The 17772-nt window shown below is 63.4% G+C and carries 12 protein-coding genes; 3 read left to right on the top strand and 9 right to left on the bottom strand.

Annotation, left to right across the window (positions count from 1 at the left end; genetic code table 11):
• The first annotated feature begins 7 nt into the window (after window positions 1-7).
• Window positions 8-2095 (top strand): phosphate acetyltransferase, encoded by a 2088-nt coding sequence (pta, locus tag ABE528_RS22780; RefSeq protein WP_346654122.1) that lies wholly within the window; start codon window positions 8-10, stop codon window positions 2093-2095.
• A 59-nt stretch (window positions 2096-2154) separates the two neighbouring features.
• Here the strand turns inward: pta and ABE528_RS22775 are convergent, their stop codons facing one another.
• The 9 genes from ABE528_RS22775 to ABE528_RS22735 form a co-directional block, all read right to left on the bottom strand.
• Window positions 2155-2880 (bottom strand): OmpA family protein, encoded by a 726-nt coding sequence (locus ABE528_RS22775; protein WP_085673827.1) that lies wholly within the window; start codon window positions 2878-2880, stop codon window positions 2155-2157.
• Window positions 2881-2989: 109 nt separating this feature from the next.
• Window positions 2990-3634, bottom strand: coding sequence for an MBL fold metallo-hydrolase (locus ABE528_RS22770; RefSeq protein WP_346654121.1), 645 nt, complete (start codon window positions 3632-3634; stop codon window positions 2990-2992).
• A 44-nt stretch (window positions 3635-3678) separates the two neighbouring features.
• On the bottom strand, window positions 3679-3849 hold the full coding sequence (locus ABE528_RS22765; protein WP_178120081.1) for a hypothetical protein: 171 nt from the start codon (window positions 3847-3849) through the stop codon (window positions 3679-3681).
• A 960-nt stretch (window positions 3850-4809) separates the two neighbouring features.
• A complete protein-coding gene (locus tag ABE528_RS22760; RefSeq protein ID WP_346654120.1) occupies window positions 4810-5502 on the bottom strand; it encodes a HAMP domain-containing sensor histidine kinase in 693 nt (230 codons plus the stop codon).
• Window positions 5499-7106 carry a tetratricopeptide repeat-containing response regulator gene (locus ABE528_RS22755; RefSeq protein WP_152956573.1) on the bottom strand — a complete coding sequence of 536 codons (1608 nt, stop codon included), beginning with the start codon at window positions 7104-7106 and terminating at the stop codon, window positions 5499-5501. The genes ABE528_RS22760 and ABE528_RS22755 overlap by 4 nt, the downstream gene beginning before the upstream one ends.
• A gap of 175 nt (window positions 7107-7281) precedes the next feature.
• Window positions 7282-9999, bottom strand: coding sequence for a LuxR C-terminal-related transcriptional regulator (locus ABE528_RS22750; protein WP_346654119.1), 2718 nt, complete (start codon window positions 9997-9999; stop codon window positions 7282-7284).
• A 252-nt stretch (window positions 10000-10251) separates the two neighbouring features.
• Entirely contained in the window at window positions 10252-11616 is a 1365-nt protein-coding gene (locus ABE528_RS22745; RefSeq protein ID WP_346654118.1) for a DUF1329 domain-containing protein, read from the bottom strand.
• A gap of 25 nt (window positions 11617-11641) precedes the next feature.
• Entirely contained in the window at window positions 11642-13561 is a 1920-nt protein-coding gene (locus ABE528_RS22740; protein WP_152956570.1) for a DUF1302 domain-containing protein, read from the bottom strand.
• Window positions 13562-13890: 329 nt separating this feature from the next.
• The gene (locus tag ABE528_RS22735; protein ID WP_346654117.1) at window positions 13891-15573 is read right to left on the bottom strand and encodes a fatty acid--CoA ligase; all 1683 of its coding nucleotides are present in this window, start codon (window positions 15571-15573) and stop codon (window positions 13891-13893) included.
• Between the two features lie 163 nt (window positions 15574-15736).
• On the opposite strand from ABE528_RS22735, the gene ABE528_RS22730 reads away from it, so the two are divergent.
• Window positions 15737-16702, top strand: coding sequence for a 2-hydroxyacid dehydrogenase (locus tag ABE528_RS22730; RefSeq protein WP_346654116.1), 966 nt, complete (start codon window positions 15737-15739; stop codon window positions 16700-16702).
• 63 nt (window positions 16703-16765) lie between these two features.
• The gene (locus ABE528_RS22725; protein WP_346654115.1) at window positions 16766-17764 is read left to right on the top strand and encodes a class I SAM-dependent methyltransferase; all 999 of its coding nucleotides are present in this window, start codon (window positions 16766-16768) and stop codon (window positions 17762-17764) included.
• The last annotated feature ends 8 nt before the right edge of the window (window positions 17765-17772 follow it).

Genomic DNA, 17772 nt, shown 5'->3' with positions numbered 1-17772 from the left:
AGCACGCATGCAGACATTTTTCATTGCGCCGACCGACTTTGGTGTCGGCCTGACTTCCATCAGCCTGGGCCTGGTCCGCACGCTTGAGCGCGCCGGGCTCAAGGTCGGCTTCTTCAAGCCCATCGCCCAGCCTCACCCCGGCGACACGGGCCCGGAGCGCTCAACCGAACTGGTCGCCCGCACCCACGGCATCAAGCCACCGGTGCCACTGAGCCTGGCCCATGTCGAGCGCATGCTAGGCGATGGCCAGCTGGACGAGTTGCTCGAAGAAATCATCCGCCTGTACCAGCAAGCCTGCATCGGCAATGACGTGGTGGTGGTCGAGGGCATGGTGCCGACCCGCCACGCCAGTTACGCCGCACGGGTCAATCTGCACCTGGCCAAGAGCCTGGATGCCGAAGTGATCCTGGTTTCCGCCCCGGAAAACGAAGTGCTCAGCGAGCTGTCCGGGCGGGTCGAACTGCAGGCCCAGCTGTTCGGCGGCCCGCGCGACCCGAAAGTGCTGGGGGTAATCCTCAACAAGGTGCGCACCGACGAGAGCATGGCCGACTTCGCCACCCGCCTGCGCGAGCACTCGCCACTGTTGCGTGGCAACGACTTCCGCCTGCTCGGCTGCATCCCCTACCAGCCCGAGTTGAACGCCCCACGCACCCGCGACGTGGCCGAACTGCTTGGTGCCCAGGTGCTCAACGCCGGCGACTACGAACAACGGCGGATGAACAAGATCATCATTTGCGCCCGCACCGTGGCCAATACGGTACCGCTGCTGACGCCGGGTACCCTGGTGGTGACCCCAGGTGATCGCGACGACATCATCCTGGCCGTGAGCCTTGCCGCGATCAACGGCGTGCCCCTGGCCGGCCTGCTGCTGACCAGCGACAGCAAGCCCGATGCACGCATCCTTGGCCTGTGCCGTGGCGCCCTGCAGGCCGGCCTGCCGATTCTCTCAGTGAGCACCGGCTCCTACGACACCGCCAACCTGCTCCACTCGCTGAACCGCGAAATCCCGGTGGACGACCGTGACCGGGCCGAATTCATCACCGACTTCGTCGCCAGCCACCTGGACGCCGCCTGGCTCCACCAGCGCTGCGGCACGCCACGGGAAATGCGCCTGTCGCCAGCGGTGTTCCGCTACCAGCTGATCCAGCGGGCGCAACAGGCCAACAAGCGCATCGTCCTGCCAGAAGGGGCCGAGCCGCTGCTGGTGCAGGCCGCGGCAATCTGCCAGGCGCGCGGCATCGCCCGTTGCGTGCTGCTGGCCAAGCCTGAGGAAGTCGAAGCCGTGGCGCGCGCCCAAGGCATCACCCTGCCACCGGACCTGGAGATACTCGACCCCGAGCTGATTCGCGAGCGCTATGTCGAGCCGATGGTCAACCTGCGCAAGAGCAAGAACCTCAATGCGCCCATGGCCGAGCAACAGCTGGAAGACCCGGTGGTGATCGGCACCATGATGCTGGCCCTGGATGAGGTCGACGGCCTGGTCTCGGGCCTGGTGCACTCCACCGCCAACACCATTCGCCCTGCCCTGCAGCTGATCAAGACCGCACCCGGCGCCAGCCTGGTGTCGTCGGTGTTCTTCATGCTGTTCCCGGAACAGGTGCTGGTGTACGGCGACTGTGTGATGAACCCGCATCCCAGCGCCAGCGAACTGGCCGAGATCGCCCGGCAGAGCGCCGAATCGGCACAGGCCTTCGGCATCGCACCGCGGGTGGCGATGATCAGCTATTCGAGTGATTCGGCCAGTGACGAGGAAGTGGAGAAAGTGAGCGAAGCCACGCGCCTGGCACAGGCGGCGGAGCAAGGGCTGCTGATCGATGGGCCGCTGCAGTACGACGCCGCCGCCAATCCGCAAGTCGCTCGCCAGCTGGCCCCTGAGAGCCCGGTGGCGGGACGTGCAACGGTGTTCGTGTTCCCAGACCTGAACACCGGCAACACCACCCACAAGGCCGTGCAGCGCAGCACCGACGGGGTCAGCCTGGGGCCGATGCTGCAGGGGCTGCGCAAGCCGGTGAACGACTTGCCACGCGGGGCGCAGGTGGACGATATCGTTCATACCATCGCCCTGACTGCAATTCAGGCCAGCAGCATCCGCTGAAATGAAAAAGGGCAGGCCGTCACCGGCCTGCCCTTTTTCGTTGCGCCGTACTGAACGGCTTACGGGTACTGCTGAACCTGGCCCTGCTGCTGGTCATACTGCTGACCCGGAATCGGCTTCAGGTTGACCTCTACACGGCGGTTCTGGGCACGGCCATTGGCGTCGGCGTTGCTGGCGATCGGCTGGTCCGGGCCCATGCCACGTACGGTCACACGCGAAGCATCCACGCCCTGCGAGGTCAGGTAGGTGCTGACTGCCTGAGCGCGGCGCTGCGACAGGTCCATGTTGTGCTGGCGGCTGCCGGTGCTGTCGGTGAAGCCGACCACTTCGATGGTGTTCTGGTTGAACGACTTGAACGAGTTGGCCAGGTTGTTCAGCGGGTTGTAGAAGCTCGGCGAAATGTTGGCCGAGTCGGTGGCGAAGGTGATGTTGCCCGGCATGATCAGCTTGATCTGGTCGCCCTGGCGCTGAACTTCGACGCCGGTGTTGGCCATTTTCGCGCGCAGCTCGGCTTCCTGCTTGTCGGCGTAGTAGCCGTAACCGGCAGCGGCGGCACCCACTGCGGCGGCGCCGATCAGTGCGCCTTTGCCACGGTTGTTGTGGTCGATGGCGGCACCGGCAATGGCACCGGCCAGCGCGCCCAGGCCACCGTACTTGGCGGTCTTGCTCATCCCCGAGGACTCGCCCTGAGCCTGGCCTTGGCTGTCATAAGGATTCTGCCCGGCACAGCCGGTCATCAGGGCTGCAGCGGTTGCGACGATAATCAGACGACGCATGGTGAACATGGACAAGCTCCTACAAAAATTCGTGTGTTCGGCAGATCGCAGAGGGATCTATGCCAGGCATAGATCGCCAGAATACGGAAAAATTCCATGAAAGGCTTTTCATCCAGGCTCAAGCCCGTACGAACGGGTTCTCGCGCATCTCGTCGCCCAGGCGTGTATCCGGCCCGTGGCCTGTGACCACGATGGCATCTTCGTCCAGGCGATACAGCCGCTCCTTGATCGAACGCACGATGGCGCGCTGGTCACCGCCCCACAGGTCGGTCCTGCCGATACCCCGGCGGAACAGGGTGTCACCGGCGATCAGCAGCTTGGCGTCGGCGAACCAGAAACTCATCGAACCGGGTGTGTGCCCGGGCGTGTGCAGGGCCACACCGCAACCACAGGCGAGTTCTTCGTCATCGCCGAGCCAATGGTCTGGCGACGGGATCGGGGTGTAGGGCACGCCGAACATCTGGCACTGCATTTCCAGGTTGTCCCACAGCGGCTGGTCCTGCTTGTGCAGGTGCAAGGTGGCGCCAGTGAGCGCCTTGAGCGTGCCCGAAGCGAGGAAATGGTCGAAGTGCGCGTGGGTGTGGATGATGCTCACCAGAGTCAGGCCATGGGCTTGCAGGCGGGCGAGGATCTTGTCCGGGTCACCACCCGGGTCGACGACGATGGCCTTCTTGCTGACCGGGTCGCCGATCAGGGTGCAGTTGCATTGCAATGGGCCTACGGGGAAGGTTTCGCGGATGAGAGTGGTGGGGGCAGCGCTCATGGGCTTCTCGATCTGATGACTGCGCCGCCGCAGCTTGAGGCATGTCAGGCCTGCGGGCCGGCCAGCGGGCCCGCCGGCTCCAGTGCCTCACCTCTGCTTTTGGCGACTTGAAGAAAACGCAGCTGATTCACTGAGATCTGGCTTGCCAGTCGTCGTGCCTCAGCCTCGAATTTGGCTACGGCTATCGGCTTTTCACGGCTCTTTTCGGATCGCATGATTTCCTCCATAGCTTCGCTAACACTGTCTGGATGTTATTAAGGTTCAACCCGGATCACAAGCCGACCATCCGCAGTACTGCTGAAGCCCAACGCCTCGTAAAGGGGCCTGGCAGCGGTGACAGGATCCTGTATTTCAATCTCGCGGCAACCTAGCATACGTGCGTAAAAATCTATGGCTGTGAGTGCGAGGGAGGCAACTTCGCCCTTCAACGGGTGACTCTTGTCAGGATTGCTCTCCAACAGAATAACTTTGATACGTAAGCGACTTTTTCGCGGGCTCGCGTAGCAAAGACCACAAAGGTCTGCCCCATACCAGATGGAAAGGTCAAAACCCCTGAGGTCGCTTGCCTTCCAGGTGCAAACCTCTTCCCACGGAAAAGCACTTGCCTCTTCGCCCCAGCCTAAGCAAGTGGCGATCGCCTCAGAGGTAATAGGCTCCATGCGCACCCGATCCGCCTCGAGCCCCTCTCTCAAAAAACCGTTCTGACCAACGCACTCGCAAGTGAGTGTCCTCGCTTGAGAGCGAAATACCTGGTAACGAAGATCATTGTGTCGTCTTCTCATACCTGTCCCCTGGCGAACCGACTCAGATCTCACGGCCGATGGAAGGCATTCGCTCCCAACTCTCATCCTCCTTTGATTGAGGAGCATCAAACTGGCATTGGGCTAAAAGGGAGGCGAGTTCGTAGCGACGGACTTTACGCTTGCCGGAATGGGACTTAACCGGATGAAAGGGAGATAGCCGAAGAGGTGTGAGGCGGATGAGTTTGTTCACAAGGCGCTCGCAAAGTGAGTAATGGGGCGTGATTACTATCAGTGCGAAAACCAAGAAAAAAGGGGCCATTGGCCCCGTTTTCGTGTTTCAGACCTATCCCACAAAACACCAGGAATGCTTACCTACTTATCTTCAGCATGGGTTTCAATTCATGACAAAGATCAACGCAGGAATTAAACCGCTCATGGCAAATACAATCTGAACAACCCACCCCCAAGCGCCCCGCCATTGGCAATCTCGATTCGCCCGCGCACGCCGTTACGCTCATGCAACGCCGCAATCCGCGCCGCAAAATACAGCCCCAGCCCGGTACTGCCGCTCTGCGAGTCGATGCCCTGCACGTAATCCTGCTGGCGCTCGAGCATCCGCGCCGGATAACCCGGGCCGTCGTCGTTGACGCTGATGATCAATTGCTCGTGTTCCTCGCCAATGCTGATCAACAGCGCATGCCCAGCATAGCGGGTGGCGTTGGTGATCACGTTGGCGATCACCGAAGCCACCAGTTCACGGTCGAAAAAGCCCAGCGGGTTGTCGGAGTCGACACGCCAGGTCGCAAGGATGTCGTTGTGCTGCAGCACTTCCTGGTGGGCCGCCAGCTGGGCCTCGATGAAGTCTTCCAGCTCGTGGTAGTCCGGGCATACCGGCAGCTGGTTCACCCCCAGCTTGTACAGCCCCAGCAACTGCACCAACATGCCGTTGAGGTGACGGAACTCATGCTCGATCACGCCCTGCTCGGTACCGCTGCGCCATTCTTCAGGCAGCCGCGCCATCCACTGGTCATGGGACTGGATCAGCGCGGACAGCGAGTTCTTCAGGTCATGCACGGTGGAGGCGATCACCGTGGAAAAATCCAGCCCCTGATTATCCTGGCTCATGCGCCGAAGACCTTGATGTGCAGTTTGCGGTAGCGGTCAAAGCGGCTGTCGCTGGTCGGGATGCCGGCCACGCGGCTCAGGCAGTCGCGGCATTCCTGCTGGATCGCCGGCGGTGTCACCTCGCCACCTATGCGCAGCAGCGCTTGCGCCGTGTTGAGCGCGATACTGATGTTCTTCGGCTGCAGCGACAGGGCTTTGCGGAACATCTGCAGGGCTTCGTTGAGTTGCCCGGCCTGATAGCTGCGCACGCCCTGGCGATTGAGGTCGACCGCTTCGGTGACCGCACCCAGTACGGCCGGGTCGTCGGTCAGCTTGGCCACGCTCTGCATGACCTTGGGGTCGTCGCCGTAGGTTTCCACGCACCCCTTGAGGATGCTGCCGCCAGCGGCTTCCTGCCCGAGCGCCTGCAATTGCCTGGCCACGGTCAAGGCCGCCTCGACCGAGAAGAACTGGTCCATCTTCTCCAGCCGCTGCATGGCCTGCTCGGTGAGCTTGGCAGCGGTCTCGGGGTCGCCCGCCTGCTGCAGGCTGGCGGCCTTCATCAGCCGGGCACGCACTTGCAGGCCCTGGTCTTCGAGGTTGTCCTTGGCCACTTCGCTGAGCACGGTGTTGATTTCGACCCGCGCGCGGGCATCCAGGCCAAAGCCGGCGTTCTTGCTCATCAACGCCTGGACCAGCCCAAGGTTGCTTTCAGCATCCTTGTAGCGCGAGCTCTGGCCCTGATTCACCGCATGGCGGAAGGCCTTGGAGGCGCTTTCGAAATCTTCGTTGCCCAACGCCAGCTTGCCCAGTGCGGCCTGCCGGCGCACCGCCAGGGGCGACAAGCGTACCGCTTCCTCAAGCATGCCTTGAGCACGCTTGGTTTCACCCTGGGCGACCAGCACTTCGGCCATGCCATCGTACAGCCCGGGCATGATCGGGAATGCCTTGAGCGCCTGCTCGTAGACACCCTGGGCCTGAGCATTCTGCCCGCGCTTGTGCAGCAGGCTGCCGAGTGCCGCATACACCCAGGGTTGCGGGCGGCTGGCGAGGATGCTCTTGAGAAACTTCTCCAGCTCATCGAAGCGGTTGAGGTCACGCAGCGCGTCGGCGCGATAGCGCAGGCACAACGGCGCAAAACGCGGGTCTTTCTTGCACAGCTCGGCGCACGCCGCCAGCACTTCGGCCGGGCGACCACGGTCGAGGGCTTGCAGAATCGGCTTGAGCAACGTCTTGCGCTGGGTCAGCTTGTCAAGGCGCTGGGCCAGGCCCACGCGGTTGAACGGTTTGGTCAGGTAGGCATCGGGCTCGTGCTCGAGGGCACTGAGCACGATGGCCTGGCTGCTCTCGGCAGTGACCATGATGAATACGCACTCATGGCTGATCAGCTTGTCGAGGATCAGGTCCTCGAGGACCTGCTGGCCATTCTTCTTGCCGTCACCGAGGTGGAAGTCCTGGAGGATAAAGTCGTAGCGCTTCTGCCCGCACATGCGCAGGGCCTGCTCACCGCTGTCCGCGGTATCCACATCGCGCACGCCCAGTTCGCGCAGCATGGAACGGGTCGACGTGCGAAAGTCAGTGAAGTCGTCGACGATCAGAAAGCTCTTTTGCCCGTACTGCAGCATCAACACGACCTGTATTGGAAAGATGGGTGGATGGCGCGCGGCGATGCATGGCGCCGAAACTTGTATCGGCAGCCGGTCAGGAAAGATGAGGGTGGAGAATGCAACGCACTCACCACACGATGACGTCATGGCCTGGCGCCATTATCTTGAAACGCCATGCCCTTTGCAGCTAGCTTCAGCCCAGCAAACCCAGCGACTTGGCACGGGCCACTGCCTGGGTGCGACGCTCCACCCCGAGCTTGCTGTTGATATGGCTGGCATGGGTCTTGACGGTGTGCAGGGAGATGAACAGCCGCTCGCTGATCTGCTGGTTGGAGCAGCCTTGGGCGATCAGTTCGAGCACCGCCAGCTCGCGACCGCTCAATGCCTCGGCGGCGATGCCTGTGGGGGCCGCGGGCTCGGGCAGGCGCGTCAGCAGCTCGGCCTGGGCCTGGCAGGCTGGTTGCGCAAGCAATTGCTCACGCAGCCAAGCCGGATGCAATTCGATCAGGCGCTGGAAGGGCTGCACCACCCCGCCCCGGGCTGCGCTCAACGCTATGGGTAGCAGCTGCGCTGCCTGTGCTTCACGCCCCTCGCTCAATAACAGGTCGACCCACTGCGACAGTGCGTGCAGGGTGAGCATCATGCCGCCACTGGCCTGCCCGCGCTCGGCCAGGGCGCACAGGCGCGCCACGGCGTCTTCGCTGCGCTGCTGCACACGCTCGAGCAGAGCCTGCTGCAGTTCGATATGCAGTGGCAACAAAGGGTGAAACTCTGGCGCCGCCGCCGGGTGCTGGCCGCCGTAGGTCTGGCCCAGGCGCAGCAACCAGGATTCGGCCAGATCGATACGGCCCTGGGCGAGCCACAGTTCGCACTTCACCAGGGTGATCATCGCCAGGTAGAAGATTGGCGGCACATCCCAGATGTGCATCAACCGCTCCGCCTCGGCCAGCTCGGCGAAGGCCTCGGCAAATTGGCCCTCACGGCCATCGAGCGAGGCAATCACGCAATGGCCGATCAGCACGCTGATGTCACGGCAGGCGCGCGCCTCGCCAAGCCCTGCGCGCAAGCGCGCACGCCCTTGCGCAGGCTGCAGGCGCGCCACCAGCAGGTAGCCCTCGTACAAGGTCAACCGCGCCCGCACCGCGTACAGCCGCTGTGCCGACAGCCCCTGCAGGCGCTGCAAACCTTGGCGCACTTCATCCAGCGCCCGCAACACCTCGCCGCGGGCATGCAGCACCCGCGCACGATCATAATGCGCCAGCGCCTCGAACAACGGGTTGCCGACTCGCTGCGCCAGCTCCAGCGCTTCGCGGTTCCAGCCGCGCGCGCGCCAGAAGTCGCCATCGGCAATGGCCAGGTTGGACAGCGTCGACAGGCACACCAGGCGTTGCCCATAGCGCTTGCTCGGCAGGCTCTGCAGCGCTTCGCCGCAATAGGCCAAGGTCCGTTCGCGGTCACCCCGGCCACGGGCGATGACCCCGCTCAGGGCCAGCCACTGCGCCAGCATCGACCTCTGTGCGGTGGCCGAAGGCGCGGGCAGGAAGCGGCTGAGGTAACTTGCCAGCTCTTCTGCCGCATCCAGCTGGCAGGCCAGGCCCAGTGCCCAGCTGTACAGCACGATCAACCGCGGCGTGCTGATCAGCAGGCTGTCGGGCAGGTCCATCTTCCAGCGCAACAGCATGCCGACGTTCTGCTCGGCCAGCAGTTGTTCTTCGGACAGGCTCTGCACCAGGTCGGCGGCAACGTCGAGGTGGCCAGCGCGTAAGGCCTGTTCCACCGCCTCGTCGAGCAACCCCTGGGCCTGGAACCAGCGGCAGGCGCGCAGGTGCAGGCGCGCCAGCGGCTCGCTGGACTGGCGGCTGCGCAGCAGGTCAGAGAACAGGTGATGGTAGCGATACCAGTGGCCATGTTCGTCCAGCGGCACCAGAAACACCTGGTGCGCCTGCAGATAACGCAGGATCGCGTCACTGTCGTGACGTTCACGCAGCGCATCACACAGCGCAGCGCAAAAGCGCTCCTGGCAGGCCGTGTCGTCCAGAAACGCCTGCACGTCCGCTGGCAGCATCTCGATGACTTCTTCCAGCAGGTAGTCGCGGATCAGCCCTTCGCCACCGTGCAGGGCCTGGGGCAAGGCATGCTCGTCACCGGCCTCGCTGGCGGCCAACTGCCAAAAGCGCAGTCCGGCCACCCAGCCATCGCTGCGTTGAATCAGGTTGTCCAGTGCCTGACCGCGCAGCCCTGTGGGCTGGCGGCCAATCACTGCCAGCGATTCGTCCGGTGTCAGGCGCAGATCCTGCTCGCCAAGCTCGACCAGCTGGCGTGACAGACGCAGCCGCGCCAGGTGCCAGTCCGGGCGCTGGCGGCTGGTTACCAGCAGTACCAGGCCAGCCGGCAAGTGATTGAGGAAGAACTGCAGGCAGCGATCGAGTACCGGCCCCTGGGCCAGGTGGTAGTCGTCCAGCACCAGCAGCAAAGGCGTATCGGCCTGGAGGTAGAGCGCCAACTCGTCGAGCAAGCTGTCGATCCACTCTTCGAACGCAAAGGGTTGGTGGCGCTGACGCATCTTCAACAGGCCCATGGCCTGCCCGCCCAGTGCCGGGCAGTATTGCTGCAGGCCTTCGAGCAGGCGCTCAAGGAAACGGCCGGGGTCGGCATCCCGCTGGCTCAGGCCGAGCCACAGGCTGCGCCAATGGCTGGGCAGCGACTCGCAGAATTCGATGGCCAGGGAGCTTTTGCCAAAGCCTGCGGGGGCGTTGACCAGTAACAGGCGCCCGCCAAGGCCGCCCTGCAAGCGACGACACAGACGTGCACGCGGCACGTGGCCGTCCGGCTGTGGTGGCCGGAAGAAACGCCCGTCCAGCAGGCCCAGGGCCTGGCTGGCGAATCCATGCGTACGGGACAGATCTGTCATGGCCGGCTCGTTCTGTTGGGAAAACTACGGCGGTACGGATGCTTGCGAGACTAGCGGGTAATGCAACGCATTTGAAGATGATGGGCGCCATTTGCCTGGAAAAGACTGCGACAAAAAGCAACATGGCTGACAGACAGTGGCTGGGGCGGGGGTTTGGCGAGGTATTCATCGGTCTTATCGGCACGCCCAAACAGAAACGCCCCGGCAAGCCGGGGCGGTCTGGGAGATCACACGGAGTTGCAGGTTTTCAGCTCAACGGATACCCGACTGGCGCAGGGCCGCTGGCTGGAAATCAGCTTTGCTGGCAGTGAAGCCAAAGTCGTACGCTTTTTTCTCTTCGTTCTTCATGCCCAGCGCCAGGTAGCGCCCCGACTGCAGATCGTAGATGGCTTCCAGGGTGTACCACGGTACCTGGTTGTTGTAGTACGGCTGGGCATGGGCCTCGGAGATGCGCCACAACTGACCACGACCGTCGTACTGGTCGATCACTGCAGCTTGCCAGGTGTCCTCGTCGATGTAGAAGTCACGCTTGGCGTAGATATGGCGCTGGCCAGGCTTGAGTGTCGCGACCACATGCCAGACCCGGCGCAGCTCGTAGCGGGCCAGGTCCTGGTTGATGTGCCCGGCCTTGAGGATGTCGGCGTACTTGAGCTTGGGGTCATCCAGCTTGAAGGCGTTGGAGGCGATGTACAGCTCCTTCTTGCCCTCGAGCTTCCAGTCGTAGCGGTCCGGCGCGCCGTTGTACATGTCCAGGTTGTCCGAGGTGCGCAGGCCGTCGGCCGCGGTACCCGGGCCGTCGTACGACACCTGCGGTGCCTGGCGCACACGGCGCTGGCCGGCGTTGTAGATCCACGCCTTGCGCGGCTCCTTGACCTGGTCGAGGGTCTCGTGCACCAGCAGCACGGTGCCGGCCAGGCGTGCCGGAGCGGTTACCTCCTGCTTGAAGTAGAACAGGATGTTGCCTGGGTTGTTCGGGTCGTAGTCCTTCATCTTGTCGCGGAAGACGAACTGGTCGGCGAAATACACCAGGCTGTAGGAGCCGTTCTGCTGCGGGGTTGCCTGGGTCACCAGGCGGCTGACGCTGCCGCCGCGGTAGCGCGTGATGTGGTTCCAGATCACTTCCAGGCCGCTTTTCGGAATCGGGAAGGGCACGGCGGTCTGGAAATTGCTCAGGCCGTTGCCGCCTTCGACCAGGGTGGTCGCGGTGGCGTTCTTCTTGATGGCGGCGAACACATCGTCAGGCGCGGTGGCACCGCGGTGGGTCTTGAACACCGGGATCTTGAAGGTGTCCGGGTAGCGCTTGAGCATCGCCAGCTGGCCCGGCGAGAGCTTGTCCTTGTACTGCTCGGCATTCTGCGCGGTGATGGTGAACAGCGGCTTGTCGCTGCCATACGGGTCAGACAGGAAACCCTTGGCATCGACGCTGCCTGCGGTCTTCGACAGTGGCTCCCAAGGGCCGATCGAACCGTCGGCGTTACCGGCCTTTTCCGCACCCATCGGGGTCAGGGTGCTGCCAAGCTTTGCCGCTTCGTCGGCGGAAACCGCAGCCATGACGCTGGTCGCCAGCAGGGACAGGCCCAGTACACCGGCTTGCAACAGACTTCTGGTCTTGTTCATCTCGTGTCGTCCTGGATCAGTGTTCTTAGAAGTTCACGCCGAAGCTGAGGGCGACGAAGTCGCGATCATCCACGGTGCTGTACTTGCCGTCGAAGAAGTTGGTGTACGACAGGCTGGCGGTATAGGTTTGCTGATACTCCGCGTCCAGGCCCAGGCTGATCGCCTTGCGCCCTTCCTCGAAGTTGCCGCCCGGCCCCGGCGAATAGCCATCGACGTCATGCGACCAGGCCACGCTCGGGCGCAGGTTCACCCCGGCAAAGACGTTGTTGTAGTCCCAGATCGCGCGTACGCGGTAACCCCAGGAGTCGGCTGTGGTGTAACCGTCGTTTTCGCAGTAGCGCGACACGTTGTTGGCATTCGAGGTGCCCAGGGTGCTGGTGTTGAGCGCCTCGCACTGGCCATTGGGCAGCGGGCCCGGGCCGAACACCGGGTCACGCCCGTAACGCGCCTTGGAGGTGCTTTCCAGGCCACCGACGTGGGTCCAGCCGACTTCGCCGACCATGGTCAGCCGCTCCGCGCCCATCACCTGGTCGAAGAAGTGGGTGAACGTGGTCTGCAGCTGGGTGATTTCCTTGCGGCGGTAGCCTGGCTGATCGGCACCTGGGGTGCCTTTCAGCACGGATACGTTGGGGTTGAGCGGGGTCAGGCCCGAGTAGAGGATATCGGTGGTATTGAGCTGCACCGGGGCATTCGGGCGATAGCTGATTTCACCGCTCCAGGCCGTACCGGTGGGCAGCGTGGTCGAGAAACTCAGGCCATACAGGCGAATGTCTTCCGGGTACTCCACGTAGTAGCTGGAGTTGCCTGCAACCTGCAACGGCATCAGGCTGGGCAGCAGGTTGGCCAACGCACCGGCCGGTACGCCCGCTCTGACCAGCGCGCCGGCCAGGCCAGAGGTGCTGTAGAACTGAGCGTCTGCGCCGCGGCCACTGAAGATGGGTGCACGGCTGTGATAGTTCATGAAGTAGCCACCGAACTCGGTGTTGAGCGGCTCGAACATGTAGCGCATGGCTACACCGAACTGCCCGCTGTCGCGCGCATCGCGATCCGCGCCACGGCGCACGATCACCCCTTCGTCAGGGTTGCCGTAGGTCACGCCCCGGGCGGCCAGGGTGTTGTTAACTGGCGTCGCCAGCGGCCCAAGGCGGCTGGTCAGCGAATTTTTTGTGGCGAGTACGGCCAGGTTGTTGTTGCAACCATCGGCGATCACGTCGGGCTGGGAGAAGAACGTCCCGCAGTTGTCGACAACCGTCTGGTCCCACTCGATCTGGTAGAAGCCTTCGGCCGACAGGTTATCGGTGAGGCTCTGCGACACGTAGAACATGTTGACCGGAATCAGGCCTTCCTTGATCTCGGCACCTGGACGACGAAACGCCGAAACGTCGATCGGGTTGATCGCGTTGATGCCGCCGCCGATGAAGGTACTTTCGCCCCAGCTCACCACCTGCTTGCCCAGGCGCACCGAGCCCGGCTGATCGCCGACCGCGTAGTTGTGGTAGACGAAGGCATCGAGCAGTTCCGAACCTGCCGACTTGGCGCCTTCCTTGCGATTGGAGTCGCTGATGTCCTTGAATTCGCGGTGTTCGTCTTTCAGCTCGAAGTCGTACCAGTATTTGCCACGTACGAACACACCGGTGTCGCCGTACTTGAGCTCCAGGTCATGGATGCCTTTGAAGATCTTCGAGAAGGTTTCGCCCTTCTTGAAGTTCAGGTGGCCGTCGTCGGAAGTCTGCGACAGCCCCTTGCCGCCGTTGTTGGCACCGATCAGGTTCTGGTTGGGGTTGGCAGTGGACCAGCTGGCGCCGACGGAGAGCGACGAGTCGAACTGGCCTTCGATTTCACCAATGTTGAAACTGACAGCGAAAGCAGGACTTGCGAGCGTGGAAGCAAGGCTGACGGCCAATGGCAACTTGGCCCGGCGCCAGAACGGATTTGCAGATTTCATCGACGCTACTCCATGTACTTTATTGTTATGGCAGTGAGTCCTTTCAGAAACGGCCCGAGCGACCGGTGTGCAGGTTTCCCCTGCAGCGGCACGTCTTGCGCGTGCCGCCCTCCCCCATTCCTGAAAATCCCCTGGGCCCGACTATAGCCAGCAGGCTCAGGTGCTTGATCCCTCTAAAGTGTGATTTGCGCACCCGCTGCCAAATCGCCCCGGCGTTTCCCGGGCAGCGCAGTGGCCGTGCTGAAGCATGGCCGATATTTTTCGTTTGGCAAGGCCTTAGACCGTCTAGCATGCGGGTCGCGCAGCATCGCGCACGCCCCGCAGCAGGATTACAAGGTAGACAGGAAGGCGCTGTTACTGGCCTGCCACTGGACGATGTCCTGGCGGATACGCTTCTTGTCGAGCTTGCCGACACTGGTCTTGGGAATTTCAGTAACAACGGCGATCTGGCTCGGAATGGCCCACTTGTTGATGTGCCCTTCCTCGACAAACGGCTTCAGATGCTCCTTCAACGCCTTGGCATCGATCGCCTTGTCGTCACGCACCACCAGCAGGGCAAACGGGCGCTCGCCCCATTGCGGGTCGGCCACCCCGACCACCGCCACTTCGCGCACGGCCGGATGACGGCTGATCAGGTCCTCGAGGTCGAGCGAAGAGATCCACTCGCCGCCGGTCTTGATCACATCCTTGATGCGGTCGCGGATGTCGATGTAGCCCATGCCGTCGAGGGTGGCGACGTCACCGGTGTGCAGCCAGCCGCCGTGCCACAGCTCCTCGCTCTTTTCCGGCTCCTTGAAGTACCCCATGGTCAGCCACGGCGCACGCAGCACCAGTTCGCCCTGGGTCTCGCCATCGGCTGGCAGGAAGTTGCCCTCGCCATCGACGATCGCGGCTTCCACCAACGGCACCGGCACGCCGGCCTTGATGCGGTAGGTGACACGTTCGTCCTCGCTGCCGGCCTGCAGCTCGTCGTTCAGGTGCGCAGCGGAAATCAGCGGGCAGGTTTCGGACATGCCGTAGGCAGCAGTCAGCTGGATACCGCGGGCCAGCGCGGCCTTGTACAGCGAGCTGTTCAGGGCGCTGCCGCCGATGATGATCTTCCAGCCGCCAAAGTCCTGGCCCTGGGCGTTCGGGCAGTTGAGCAGCATCTGCAGGATGGTCGGCACGCAGTGCGAGAAGGTGACCTTCTCTTCGCGCCACAGTTTGACCAGCATGTCCGGCTCGTAGCGCCCCGGGTAGACCTGCTTCATGCCGAGCATGGTGGCCGCGTAGGGGATGCCCCAGGCATGCACGTGGAACATCGGCGTGATCGGCATGTACACGTCATTGCTGCCGAGCAGGCGCACGCTGTCGATGCTGCCGGTCACCGCAGCTTCGGCCAGGGTATGCAGCACCAGCTGGCGGTGGGTGAAGTAGACGCCCTTGGGGTTGCCCGTGGTGCCGGTGGTGTAGAAGGTGGTGGCCACCGAGTTCTCGTCGAAATCCGGGAAGTCGTAGCGCGGGCTGGCGGCGACGAGCAGTTGCTCGTATTCGCCGATCAGGTTCGGCAGGTCGGCGCTCTTGTCGGGGCCGTCGGTGATCAGCACGGTCTTGTCGACCGTGGTCAATTGCCCGGCGATGGCCTGATAGAGGCCGACGAAATCGCTGTTGACCAGCACGAAGCGATCTTCGGCGTGGTTCATGGTGTAGAGGATCTGCTCAGGCGACAGGCGCACGTTGATGGTGTGCACCACTGCACCGATCATCGGGATGGCGAACATGCATTCCAGGTAACGGTGGCTGTCCCAATCCATCACCGCCACGGTGTCACCGGCCTTGACCCCGGCTTCGGTCAGCACGTTGGCGAGGCGGGCGATACGCTCGTTGAGCTGTGGATAAGTCAGGCGCAACTGGTCGCGATAGACGATCTCGCGGGTCTTCTCGTAGCGGCTGCCAGACATCAGCAGGCGCTTGATCAACAGAGGGAAGGTATAGGCGCCCTCGGCGGGCTTGATGATGCGGGTCTGCAACATGGTGATCCCTTTTCTGAAAAGCATGCCGGACAAGTCTGGAACTACTGTAGTAGCTCAATGTGACGGTCAAATCAGCCGAAGGAATGATTTGGCGGCGCAAGGTATGAGTGGCATTGTGCGGGGTGATGGATCAACCCCCGCCCTGCCACCGGAGCTTCCCCTGATGCCCAGCTTGCGCCGCGCCGTGTTTCTCGATCACCAATCCCTGGACCTTGGCGACCTCGACCTGTCGCCGTTGCAGCAACAGTTCGACGAATTCGAGCTGTTTGCCGCCACCCGCCCGGAGCAAGTCGCCGAACGCCTGCAAGGCGCCGTCGCGGTGATCAGCAACAAGGTCATGCTCGATGCCGCCACGCTGGCCGCCAACCCGCAGCTGAAGCTGATCCTGGTGGCCGCGACCGGCACCAACAATGTCGACCTGGCAGCCGCACGCGCGCAGGGCATCACGGTCTGCAACTGCCAGGGCTATGGCACGCCGTCAGTGGCCCAGCACACCATCGCCCTGCTGCTGGCCCTGGCCACGCGCCTGTGCGACTACAACCAGGCAGTGGCCGACGGCGAGTGGGCCAAGGCCAGCCAGTTCTGCCTGCTGGATTTCCCGATCGTCGAACTGGAGGGCAAGACCCTCGGCCTGCTCGGCCATGGCGAACTGGGTGGCGCGGTGGCACGGCTGGCCGAAGCCTTCGGCATGCGCGTGCTGAGCGGGCAGATCCCTGGCCGCCCGGCACGTGACGATCGCCTGGCGCTGGACGAACTGCTGCCGCAGGTCGACGCGCTGACCCTGCACTGCCCGCTCAACGAGCACACCCGGCACATGATCGGTGCCCGCGAACTGGCGCTGCTGAAAAAGGGCGCACTGGTGGTCAACACCGCCCGCGGCGGCCTGATCGACGAACAGGCCCTGGCCGACGCCTTGCGCAACGGCCATCTGGGCGGCGCGGCCACCGATGTGCTGAGCGTCGAGCCGCCGGTCAATGGCAACCCGCTGCTGGAAAAGGGCATCCCACGCCTGCTGATCACTCCGCACAGCGCCTGGGGCGCGGTAGAGTCGCGCCAGCGCATCGTCGGCCAGCTCAGCGAAAACGCCAAGGCCTTCTTCGAAGGCCAGCCACGCCGCGTGGTCAGCTGAGCACGCGCTCAGCCCCGCGCCCGGCTCTGCTACACTGCGCCACTTTTTCAGGAGGCGTCGTCCATGGACCCGCGCAGTGAAGTATTACTCCGCCAGGCAGAGCTGTTCCAGGGCCCGCTGCTGCTCGCCGGCGCCCCCGCTGACGGCCTGCTCGGGCAGTTGCCCCAGGCCCATGGCTGGACTTGGCATGCCGGCGACCAGGCCATGCTCGACAGCCGCTTCCCCGGGCGCAGCCACTACGGCGTCGACGTGCCGCCGGTCGCCTTCGAGACGGCCGTGCTGTTCCTGCCCAAGTCCCGCGAACTGGCGGCCTACCTGCTCAATGCCCTGGCTTCGCGCCTGGCGGGCCGCGAGCTGTACCTGGTGGGTGAGAAACGTGGCGGCATCGAAGGCGCGGCCAAACAGCTGCAGGCGTTCGGCAAGCCGCGCAAGCTGGACAGCGCACGGCATTGCCAGCTATGGCAGGTGACCGTGGACAACGCCCCGCAAGCCAAACCGCTGGAGAGCCTGGCTGAGCGCTTCACCCTCGACCTTGAGGATGGCCCACTGCAGGTGGTGAGCCTGCCGGGGGTGTTCAGCCACGGCCGCCTCGACCGCGGCACCGCGCTGTTGCTCAAGCACCTGGACAACCTGGCGGTCGGCCACGTGCTCGACTTTGGCTGCGGCGCTGGCGTGCTCGGCGCCACGGTCAAACGTCGTTATCCACAGAGCCGGGTGACCCTGCTGGATGTCGATGCCTTCGCCGTGGCAGCCAGCCGCCTTACCCTGGCGGCCAACAGCCTTGAAGGTGAAGTCATCAGCGGCGATGGCATCGATGCCGCGCCTGCCGACCTGAGTCTGATCCTGAGCAACCCACCGTTCCACACCGGGGTCCACACCAACTACCAGGCCTCGGAAAACCTGCTGAAAAAATCCGGCCAGCATCTGCGAAAAGGTGGCGAAATGCGCCTTGTGGCGAACAGCTTCCTGCGCTATCAGCCGCTGATCGAGGGTGCATTGGGCAACTGCCAGACCTGCGCCGAGGCCGATGGCTTCCGCATCTATCGCGCCACACGCGGATAAAAACAGGG

It is taken from the genome of Pseudomonas sp. TWI628 (assembly GCF_039673865.1).
Classification (GTDB): domain Bacteria; phylum Pseudomonadota; class Gammaproteobacteria; order Pseudomonadales; family Pseudomonadaceae; genus Aquipseudomonas.
This window is presented reverse-complemented; position numbering and strand designations above follow the sequence as displayed.

Bases quoted from the DNA above. Each gene is read 5' to 3' on its own strand.
- ABE528_RS22745 (WP_346654118.1), bottom strand. From the start codon at position 11,616: ATGAACAAGACCAGAAGTCTGTTGCAAGCCGGTGTACTGGGCCTGTCC.
- ABE528_RS22765 (WP_178120081.1), bottom strand. From the start codon at position 3,849: ATGCGATCCGAAAAGAGCCGTGAAAAGCCGATAGCCGTAGCCAAATTC.
- ABE528_RS22770 (WP_346654121.1), bottom strand. From the start codon at position 3,634: ATGAGCGCTGCCCCCACCACTCTCATCCGCGAAACCTTCCCCGTAGGC.
- pta (WP_346654122.1), top strand. From the start codon at position 8: ATGCAGACATTTTTCATTGCGCCGACCGACTTTGGTGTCGGCCTGACT.
- ABE528_RS22735 (WP_346654117.1), bottom strand. From the start codon at position 15,573: ATGTTGCAGACCCGCATCATCAAGCCCGCCGAGGGCGCCTATACCTTC.
- ABE528_RS22740 (WP_152956570.1), bottom strand. From the start codon at position 13,561: ATGAAATCTGCAAATCCGTTCTGGCGCCGGGCCAAGTTGCCATTGGCC.
- ABE528_RS22760 (WP_346654120.1), bottom strand. From the start codon at position 5,502: ATGAGCCAGGATAATCAGGGGCTGGATTTTTCCACGGTGATCGCCTCC.
- ABE528_RS22755 (WP_152956573.1), bottom strand. From the start codon at position 7,106: ATGCTGCAGTACGGGCAAAAGAGCTTTCTGATCGTCGACGACTTCACT.
- ABE528_RS22750 (WP_346654119.1), bottom strand. From the start codon at position 9,999: ATGACAGATCTGTCCCGTACGCATGGATTCGCCAGCCAGGCCCTGGGC.
- ABE528_RS22730 (WP_346654116.1), top strand. From the start codon at position 15,737: ATGCCCAGCTTGCGCCGCGCCGTGTTTCTCGATCACCAATCCCTGGAC.
- ABE528_RS22775 (WP_085673827.1), bottom strand. From the start codon at position 2,880: ATGTTCACCATGCGTCGTCTGATTATCGTCGCAACCGCTGCAGCCCTG.
- ABE528_RS22725 (WP_346654115.1), top strand. From the start codon at position 16,766: ATGGACCCGCGCAGTGAAGTATTACTCCGCCAGGCAGAGCTGTTCCAG.